Source organism: Clostridium ragsdalei P11 (assembly GCF_001675165.1).
Taxonomy (GTDB): Bacteria; Bacillota; Clostridia; order Clostridiales; family Clostridiaceae; genus Clostridium_B; species Clostridium_B ragsdalei.
Map to the genome: position 1 here is coordinate 103,660 of NZ_LROS01000003.1, position 10,144 is coordinate 113,803.

Annotated in this window: 11 protein-coding genes; 9 read left to right on the forward strand and 2 right to left on the reverse strand. The window is 30.0% G+C overall.

Annotated elements, in window-relative coordinates; genetic code table 11:
• Positions 1-306: 306 nt before the first annotated feature.
• Positions 307-1,560, forward strand: a complete 1,254-nt coding sequence (locus tag CLRAG_RS01625) for an AAA family ATPase (protein WP_065076769.1) — start codon at positions 307-309, stop codon at positions 1,558-1,560.
• 152 nt (positions 1,561-1,712) lie between these two features.
• On the opposite strand, the gene CLRAG_RS01630 is transcribed toward CLRAG_RS01625, so the two are convergent.
• Positions 1,713-2,831, reverse strand: coding sequence for a site-specific integrase (locus tag CLRAG_RS01630; RefSeq protein ID WP_065076770.1), 1,119 nt, complete (start codon positions 2,829-2,831; stop codon positions 1,713-1,715).
• A 125-nt stretch (positions 2,832-2,956) separates the two neighbouring features.
• Positions 2,957-3,517, reverse strand: coding sequence for a helix-turn-helix domain-containing protein (locus CLRAG_RS01635; protein ID WP_065076771.1), 561 nt, complete (start codon positions 3,515-3,517; stop codon positions 2,957-2,959).
• 384 nt (positions 3,518-3,901) lie between these two features.
• Here CLRAG_RS01635 and CLRAG_RS01640 point away from each other — a divergent pair, with 384 nt between their 5' ends.
• From CLRAG_RS01640 to CLRAG_RS01675, 8 genes are all read left to right on the forward strand, one after another.
• Positions 3,902-4,120 carry a helix-turn-helix transcriptional regulator gene (locus CLRAG_RS01640; RefSeq protein WP_065076772.1) on the forward strand — a complete coding sequence of 73 codons (219 nt, stop codon included), beginning with the start codon at positions 3,902-3,904 and terminating at the stop codon, positions 4,118-4,120.
• 19 nt (positions 4,121-4,139) lie between these two features.
• Positions 4,140-4,334 (forward strand): helix-turn-helix transcriptional regulator, encoded by a 195-nt coding sequence (locus CLRAG_RS01645; protein WP_065076773.1) that lies wholly within the window; start codon positions 4,140-4,142, stop codon positions 4,332-4,334.
• Between the two features lie 31 nt (positions 4,335-4,365).
• Positions 4,366-4,578 (forward strand): helix-turn-helix domain-containing protein, encoded by a 213-nt coding sequence (locus tag CLRAG_RS01650; RefSeq protein ID WP_013239881.1) that lies wholly within the window; start codon positions 4,366-4,368, stop codon positions 4,576-4,578.
• 43 nt (positions 4,579-4,621) lie between these two features.
• A complete protein-coding gene (locus CLRAG_RS01655; protein WP_065076774.1) occupies positions 4,622-5,530 on the forward strand; it encodes a DnaD domain-containing protein in 909 nt (302 codons plus the stop codon).
• Between the two features lie 186 nt (positions 5,531-5,716).
• Positions 5,717-6,802: a hypothetical protein gene (locus CLRAG_RS01660; protein WP_065076775.1), complete on the forward strand. Its 1,086-nt coding sequence runs from the start codon at positions 5,717-5,719 to the stop codon at positions 6,800-6,802.
• Between the two features lie 209 nt (positions 6,803-7,011).
• The gene (locus CLRAG_RS01665) at positions 7,012-8,361 is read left to right on the forward strand and encodes an AAA family ATPase (protein WP_065076776.1); all 1,350 of its coding nucleotides are present in this window, start codon (positions 7,012-7,014) and stop codon (positions 8,359-8,361) included.
• Between the two features lie 164 nt (positions 8,362-8,525).
• On the forward strand, positions 8,526-8,948 hold the full coding sequence (locus CLRAG_RS01670) for a hypothetical protein (RefSeq protein ID WP_065076777.1): 423 nt from the start codon (positions 8,526-8,528) through the stop codon (positions 8,946-8,948).
• Between the two features lie 108 nt (positions 8,949-9,056).
• Positions 9,057-9,818, forward strand: coding sequence for a hypothetical protein (locus CLRAG_RS01675; RefSeq protein ID WP_065076778.1), 762 nt, complete (start codon positions 9,057-9,059; stop codon positions 9,816-9,818).
• Positions 9,819-10,144: the final 326 nt, after the last annotated feature.

Below are 10,144 nucleotides of genomic sequence, written 5' to 3' on the forward strand. Positions count from 1 at the left end.
GTTTTTATTTTTTTAGAGAATATATCTTTTAGATAAAAATGGAATAGGAATTATTTAAAATTAAGCTCAAATTATTGTGGCTTATAATCAACATATTTATTTAAAGAATTAAAAGTTTATCTTAATATAAATATAGTGACCATACAACGTCTTGTATATAAGTTTATAAAATAAATCTATATATTTTAATGTTTTATTTATAAATTTTGTGGTTTTATCACATATTTATAGATACAATATAACTATGCATAATATTATATAAAAAGCATACCAAACAACTGAAAGAAAATACTGGAGGATAATAATATGTTAATAGAATTTAGTGCTCAGAATTTCCTCTCTATAAAGGATAAAGTAACGCTTAGTATGTTAGCTTCAAAAGACACCTCACACAAAAACAATATTATTAAAAATGCAGATAAAAACCTAAATGGATTAAAAATAGCATCTATATATGGAGCTAATGCATCAGGAAAAACAAATGTGATAAAAGCAATAAGTTTTTTAACTGATTTTTTAGGGAAATCACATGAAATGCAGCAAGGTAAAAAAATTGAAGTTGAACCATTTAAACTTGATAGCTCATGCCTTGATAGTCCAAGTAAGTTTGATATTATATTTAAGACAGAAGGTATAAAGTATGCTTATGGTTTTTCAGCTACATCTGAAAAAGTTATTGATGAGTATCTTTACTATTATCCAAATGGAAGGCAGACAATAATTTTTGAAAGAAAAAATACTAATAATTATAAGTTTACTAATGATATAGAAAAACAAACTGCAATAAAAGATAAATTTAATTCACCAAATAAACTTTTTATTGCAGTTGCAAGCTTATGGGAATATGATAAAGCTCAAATACCATTTAAATGGCTTAATGACAATTTAATTGTTCTTATTCATCACAGTGATCTACAAGAATTAACAATGGATTTAATGAAATCAAATGAATCTATTAACAAGAGGGTTAAATCCTTATTAAAAACCGTAGTTAGTGATATTGAAGATATAAAATTCACAGAAATTGAAGTTGATGCAAAGGATGATCCAATATTAAAATATTTAAATAAAGATGCAAAATCCAAGCTTTTGGATAGTTCAAATAAACTTTTTAACATTAGTACTCTTCATAAAATGAATAACTCAGAAGAACTGGTAGAATTTGATTTGGATGAGGAATCAGATGGAACTAAAAAACTTTTTGGACTTCTTGGTCCGTGGATTGAAGTATTAGATACAGGAGCAACGCTTGTGGTAGATGAACTTGATATAAGATTACACTCTAAACTAACAAGGTTCTTAGTAGAACTATTTCACGATAAAGAAATAAACACAAAAAATGCTCAACTTATTTTTTCAACTCATGATACCAACCTTTTAGATCAGGATATTTTCAGAAGAGATCAAATATGGTTTACTGAAAAGAAAGAAGACAATAGTACAGATTTATATTCACTAGATGATTTTCCAGTTAGAAAAGATGCTGCAATTGAAAAAGGATACTTACAAGGAAAATATGGAGCTATTCCATATCTTAAAGGTGGCTTACAATGGCGGTAAAAAGAAAAATTGTAGAATTATCGTTGAAAGTAATTCAAATACAAAAATAGGCGAACTTGTTAAATATATTAAAGATATTAATAAGGAATAAAACCTAAAGATTAGTGATTTTATTGGAAACCAGTACTTACCATAGGCGTACTGGTTTCTAATTATTTATATATAACATCATTCAACTTATCCGCTGCCTCTTTATTCATATCCTTAAGTACATGAGAATACAAATCCATAGTTATACCAATAGTACTGTGTCCAAGCCTTGAAGATGCAACTTTAGGAGCGGTACCAGAAAGCAGCATCAATGTTGCATTAGTGTGCCTCAAATCATGGAACCTGATATGAGGTATATCAACCTTCTTTATAAAATCACCAAAAGCATGGGAAAAAGAAGATGTATTAAGCGGCTGGCCATTATCCCTCGTACACACTAAATTATGCTTGTTTTCATATTCACCATAAGAACGCACCTTAAGTTCCAATTGATTTTTCTTATGCTGCTTTAGAAGTTTTAAAAGTTCCTGAGGAGCAGATATACTCCTTGCACTTTCTTCCGTTTTAGGTTCTTTAAATATAAGCTTAGTCCCTGCCCTTACCAGTGTTTGTTCTATATTTATAATACCATTTTCAAAATCAATATCAGACCACCTGAGTCCCAAAACCTCTCCAAGTCTAAGGCCTAGTGCCAGAGCTAAATTAACAGGAATTTCAAACCTGGTGTTTTCTACAGCACTTAAAAGTGTTTTTACTTGAGGAGGTTCCAAAACTACAGCCCTATATTTCTGAACTTTTGGAGCATCTACCATATCTGCTGGATTTCTGCTTATAAGCTGCATCTTCCAGGCATAATTTAAAGCTTTTCTTAAAACTCTATGATGCTGCAGAAGGGTTTTCCCCTTAAGTGTTTTCTGTTTTTCATTATAATACTTCTGTATATGGAGCGGCTGAAGCTTTTGGAGCTCTTTATTTCCGATGGATGGAATTAAATGATTGTTTATTATCATTTTATATCCATTGTATGTTGTAGGCGATAAATTTATAGCATAAGTATCAAGCCACAGTGTTAGAAAATCTTTTACAAGTGTTTTTTCAGGAAATATAAACTCATTTTTATTTATATTTGATACCGCTTCAATTAAAGCCTTTTCAGCTTCCTTCTTTGTCTTAAACCCACCAATACTTTTTTGCAATCTTTTTCCTGTAACTGGATTTCTTTCTACCTCAACAATTACATTATATCTTTTACCCCGCTTTCTTATATTACCGCCAGGCATAATATCTCACCCCTTACCTTTTATTAGTATTAGTGTTTGATTTACCGAGGGACTTTATTCATGAAAATCATTATATTTATCTAAAATACTTCTATTAAGAATTAAATCTAATAAAGTCCATTGCATTATTTTTTATACTTATAACTTACAAGCTTTAATTGATTTATAACATCCTCTACTAGATTATACATATCTTCCTTCTTTAATTTCTTTATGTCAATTCCCAAAAATTTTATCATAGGATTTTGTTTAAGCATAAAACATACACATTCTTCTGAAGTTTTAAGAAAATCCTTTTGAGCATTGTCCAATTCTTTATTTGAATTGTGAATATAGTCATATATATAGTTAATTTTAACCTCAGGATCCCTTTTTAAATGCTCTCTTATTTTTAATACTTCGGAGTCTTTAGTATTACTAAGCTGCATTTTTATAAATTTATCTATATCACTGTTTATAGAATTCTTATCTTGAAAAAAGCCTATTGAAACACCACAGGCATCTGCTATTTGAGTTAGCAAAGCAAAACTTGGATAAGTCCTCCCCGACTCCAGGTCACCAATATAACTTTGAGATTTTTTTATATCATTAGCAAGCATCTGCTGTGTATAAAGTTTATTTATTTTTTCAGATTTATATTTTCTTGCCTCTTTTATAAGTTTTCCTAGATCCCTTTTACTTAACATTAAAATATCCACCTCCTATGAATAACCTATTTGTTAACCTGATGTGCTAGTTGATTTATAACATTAAAAATATACGCTCACAAGAGATGAATTTTCTTCTACAAAAAACTAAACGCAAATTTTTCAATAGTTCTGAAATTTAACCAGCACACTGTATAAAATCATGAACACTATATTTTTATCTGTATAATATTATTAACATTATACGTTTATAACGTTAATATGTCAATAATTCAACGTAAATAGACGTTATAAAAAGTATTTTTCAGATAATTTTGAAAAAAGACTCCAATTAATTAATTTCCAGTATTGAATATATATAAAAATAATGTTATATTATGGCTAACGTAAATAACGTTTAACCTATGTAAAGGAAGTGTATATATGTCTATTGATACATTAACTGGTTTACCATGGAACAAAAAATTAGAAGTACTGAGAATAGTTAATAACTGGACTCAGGAATATGCAGCCCAAAAATGCAATACAAATCAAAAAGTCTACTGGAGCTGGGAAAATGGTAAAAATTATCCCAGAAAAAGAAGCCAACAATCTATAGCTAAAGCATTTAAAGTTAAAATTCATGATATATTTCCTGTATAAATAATTTTGGGGGAAGCCTATGAAACAGAATAATAAGTTGAAATTGATTAGAACCAGCAATAACATAACTCAAAAATATCTTGCAAATATGCTTCACATGAGTATCTCATGTTACAGCCGCAAAGAGCTCGGACTTAGAAATTTTACTATTAAAGAAGCTGGAGAAATAGCTAGTTTTTTTAACACTACTATAGAAAAAATTTTTTTAGAGTAATAACTTCTATACTTATGAGGGGGATCAATTTATGGTAGAAGAAAAATTAAAAGAACTTCCAGTATTATTGACAGTTAAAGAAATGGCCGGCGTACTTAGGATAGGAAGGAATTCCGCTTACGAAATGGTGTATCAAAAGAAAATTCCCGTACTTAGACTTGGACCTAAGAAAATAAGAATACCAAAATATGAGCTAATACAGTGGATCAAAAATAACGTTAAGGATTTTGAATTCAACGGCTAGGCAGTCTGAGAAAACGTTTTGCAAAGTATGAGGAGGTTATTATATGGCTAAATACAGACAGGTTCATACTGACTTCTGGAATGATGGATTTGTTTTAGATTTAACTCCCGAGGAAAAATTTTTTTACATATACTTGATGACTAATTCGAACACTACACAATGTGGTATTTATGAGCTTCCTAAGCGAATTATAGAAACCCAGACGGGTTACAACAGGGAAACAGTGGACAAACTGCTTCTCAGATTTCAGGAGTATAAAAAGATATTCTACCTGGATGAAACAAAAGAAATAATGATTTTAAACTGGATTAAATACAATAAACCAAATAATTTAAATGCTGTAAAATGTGTCAATAGAGAGCTTAAAAGTGTTAAAAATAAAGAATTTATTTCACTATTTTATAAACAGTGTCTTAATGAAGAACTGGATGTTGAAAATATTTTTGATGGAATAGAAATAGAGAATTCTGCTGATTCTGAAAATGAACCTACAGAATTAAAAGAGCCCCTTACAAGCCCCTTGGAAGGGGCTTACAAGGAGCCTATAAGTAAAGAAGTAATAAGTAATAAACAAAAAATAATAAATAATAAGCAAGAAGTAAGGAGTAATAAGAGTGCAGATGAACCTGTACCTTTTGACGCCTATAGTACTGTGCTGACATTTTTTGAGGAGAACATACACCCTGCAGGGGAAGCTGAGAAAGAAAAACTGCGTATGTGGAGCGGTGTTATAGATTGCGATGTGATTATCCTTGCAGTTGAGGAGGCTTTAAAGTACAATGCCAGGAATATAAACTACGTTGGTAGAATACTGCAGAACTGGAGAAAGAAAGGCTTGAAGACTCCCAATGATGTTAAAGAGTATAAGAATATGCGGGATCATGGGGGGAAGTGCAGGCAGTATGATTTTAAGAAACTTGAGAGGAAGCTGCTTGGATGGGATGATGGATAATTTATACTTTTTGGTTCATTCTTGTATTAAATGGTGTTATTATGGTGTTAGTGTTTGATTTATTATATAAGAATATTCATAAATGGTAATTTGTTGTGCAGTTTTGAACTACAAATTACTTATATAATGTCAACTTGGATGAAGTTCACGTTTAATGTTAATGAAAAGGAGGTCTATACTATAAAAATGAATACAAATGAGGGATTTAGAATTGAATTTATTGAAACACTAGATAATTATAAAATCAATCCATTAGGTATTATCTCACTAAAACGAGCAATGGTATCTTTTTTTAGCACATACGAAGGTATTCATCGCAACGTAATTATAAGAGATTCAGATGATAATAATAATAGCCAGTATCCAGCCATGTACTTTGAATATTATATTGACTGCATTGTTTTTTTTCAACATTTCTTTGAACTCACTATAAAAGACTTATTGGCACATGATAGTGAACTCTTAATAACAACGTATAAAAACAAGGATTCAATAGAACCTCTATATGATTTGATACACAAAATTGACACAAATACAGATGGCGTCAATTCTGTTGAATTTTCGGATGCACTAGACCGAATAAAAAAACTTGTTACTAAAATATATCCTGATGGTTCGTTTGATTTTATTAAGCAAAAATATAACGCTTTAAAAAAACTAAATAAATATAGAAATATGGCTGTACACCGAGGCCGATTTATACTTAAATTTGAGGAGTTGGACAACTTCATTGGTAAAGAAATTTTCCCAATTATTCAAGATATATTTAATCATCCTTATTATAAGGGTCTTGATAAAAAATGGAGATATCCATTACTCCATTGTGGTATTGATCCTTTTGAAGAAATAATTAAAGAATGTAAGAAGCCTGAAACTAATCACAAAAAAATAGCATTACTTAAGGAGCTTGGTCGTGCTGCTTATAATCAAACCTCAAAAAATAAAAAATTGTGGATTTATTCTAAAGGGCAGAAAAATTTAATTAAACAGAAAATATTAGCTTCGGCACAATTCGAGATTCCAATTCCAAAAGAATACTTGCATGATTATATGGATATATGCCCTGTATGTGGAGAAAAAAGTATAATTAGTTTTAAAGATTCGAATGATGAGTATGATATTGATGAAGAAACAGGTGAACAAATTATAAGTGAACATATTGAATGGGTGGGAGCAATAAAGTGTGTATGGTGTTCTTATGAATTAGACTGTTCCTATATAGGAGACATTTCCCAATTTGGTCTTACAGGACTTCACAACTACTTCAAGTAATGATTCCAATTTGCAGTTGAGTTTTTATGAATATTTATATTTAACGTCAATGTAGCAAATAAATTTCAATTTTAAGTTGATTATTAATTTCAACTTAAGACTAAGTATTATAAATAGTAATTTGACAATTTTAAAAGGTCACATTATAGCAATAATGGTAAATTTAGATTTATACTCGAATAAGAACATAAGAAAGAATAGGTGGAGCAATGATTAAAAATGTTAAATGGAATAATCACTATGTATTAGATAATTTGGAACTTGATTTTTCAAAACCTGATGGAACACTTTATAATACAATCTTATTGGCAGGCGAGAATGGTACCGGAAAAACAACAATCCTGGAAACATTGGGAGCATTCCTCAATCTTGGTTCAATAGAGCCGTTCAAATATATTCGATATGTGGTTGATGGTGTGCCGTATTTGATAACACCAAAGGATAATCCTATGATGGGCTTTCACTTAAGAAAAAATGAGAATGATGGTACTGAGATAGGAATATATAGCAATAGAAACAATAACAAACCTAATATTGATAGGGATACTTTTGATATTCGTCATTATGGATGTGCGTATTCGAAAGCGCGCTCTGGTTTTAGAACGCAAAAAATTACTGCAACTACCATGCAACAATTAGATGAAGACAAATATGAAGAAGATAGCAAAGAAGATTTTACATTTATCAAGCAGTTAATTGTTGACATCGATACTCAAGACAACTCAAATTGGATGAATATAACCAAAGCTGGAATTGACATATCCTTTCCAGAATTTCAGAAATCCTCAAAAAAGTACAGATTTGAAAAAGCATTTAATGACTTTTTCGATATCATGAAGTTCGTAGGAGTTGATAATACATCCTCAGATGAGAAAAAAATTGTATTCGAAAAAAACGGCAAAAAAATTTCCGTGGATGATTTAAGTACTGGTGAAAAGCAGATTGTCTTCCGTGGTGCACATTTGCTGAAGAACAGCAACAACCTAAATGGAGGTATAATACTTATTGATGAGCCAGAATTAAGCATGCATCCAAAATGGCAGGAAAAAATCCTTCAATATTATCGCAATCTGTTCACAAATGATAGAATACAAACCGCACAATTGATAATTGCGACACATTCCGAATATGTTTTGCGTTCCGCACTGAATGATCCTGACAATGTTCTGATCATCGCTCTAAGTCAAAATGCCGGCAATATTGAAGCGAAAAGGATAACCGCTCCATCTGTACTTCCAACTATTACATCGGCAGAAAACAACTATTTGGTATTCGGAATTGTATCAACTGACTATCACATTGAGTTGTATGGATATCTACAAAGTAAGGAAAACAAAACTTCTGTAAAGGCCTGTGATGAGTATATTGCTATGCACCCATCGTACGATCCTTTAAAGCATGGGAAGCCTTCTTCACATACTGCTCATGGTAATACCACAAACTATAAGACGTTGCCTACATATATTCGCAATGCTATAGATCATCCTGATTCCGGCCAAACGTATACGCAGGATGAGCTTAAAACATCGATTGAATTGCTGATAAAATTATGCAGATAAAAATGAAACTATTATTCCTACTCGTAATCAGTTTGTATGCATTGAATAAGTATTATAGAAAAATTTGAATTTATTTACTTCTATTATATTTATAACACCATGCAGACAAATTCCAATTTAAAGGTTAGTACTATAAATAGTAAATTTGAAAGGGAGACAGAAATATGTACAATGATAGATTTGATAAAGAATTGATAGATTATTTGTTAATATACTTTGAATCACAAAAAGTAGAACAGTTAAATGTGACAAGTTTTATTGTTGGAGATAATATTTACCAAATTAGATTTGAGAACAAAGAAATGGTTTTACAATTCTTTTATGAAAGAGAGCATGAACATTGTGAAGCACAAATCAGAATAACAAATATTCTATTAAAAGGAACACTGAGAAATAAAGGTTTAAGCAAAAATCTTATCAATAATCTTCTTCGTTACTGTCATAATCATGGGGATATGTCCTTGTGGATATATGAACTCATAAATCGGTCATGGAAAGAGTATTTAGTTGCACATGGAGCAAGAGTATTTCAAGAAGAATCACGTCTTGAAGGTGCTATTCTTTTGATTTGTAACACAATTAACTAAAATGTATAATTGAAAACTATTGAAATACTCAACTAAAATTCCAGTTTAAAGGCTCAGTAATATAAATATTAAATTTATAAGATTAATTTTAGGAGGTATTATAAAATTATGAATTTAAATTATTCATTATGTCAAAATATTGATGTAGCAACAACAAATCTTTGGCAATTACGAAATGATACTTGTAGAATTCGATGGAATGATATAGTTATTGCTCAAGATTATTTTTGTTGGCTTAATAATGCAATTTTTGCCGATTACTCCACAATTACTTTTTTGTTAAAAAGTATGCCAGATATTAATCAGTTTGATTTGCGTCCTATCTATTGTATAATGAGGTCATCTTTGGAAAAATATGCTGACATTTTAAATCTTTATATTAAAGGGAAACCTTATTACGCATATATGAATTATTTAAATTGTTATTCAGCTTCAAGAACATTTAAAGCAAATGGAGAAATTGATATTGCAACTAATAAGAGCAAAGAAGCAGATGAATATAAAAATATTGTTAAACAGACATTTAATACAGATACTTGCAATAGAACTACACGATATTATTTATTGGGTGAATTCAACAAACTTCCACAACTTGATAATATACCATTTGTTCTAGAATTTAATAGAAATATTGCAAATCTAGACTCTCGTCTTAGTCAGATACTACACAACAATGTTGAGTCAAATATTAGTAGCAATTTTAAAAAAACAAATGAAATCATCAAATCTATACATTATATGATGTATATTTCTTTATGCTTATTTCAGATACATTACAATTGGTATACATTACAAATAAATCAAGGATTACAGTATTTAAAAAATGCAATTAATATTATAAACGATAATCAAGCAATACAAAATCTTTAGAAAATTCTAATTTAATAAGATGAACTAAATGAGCATAGAAGTAGTCTACAAAAGTATAAATCTAAATAAACACCAATAGACATTCTTAATAAAATATTGGATGCTGCAAGAACTGGTTGAGATTGTTGCACTTGGATATTCTGATGAAAAAACAAATCCAAGATCGAGTAAGATACCGGATATCATTATTGAATATAGGTCTTAAAAATCAATATTTTCCATTATGTCAAAAAATGGTCAAGCACTGCCCTTTTACCTGTATAATCAAATAAAAAGGCGGTGGTTACCATAGAAGAGCTTGTTAGAAAAGCCAAATCCGGCGACAA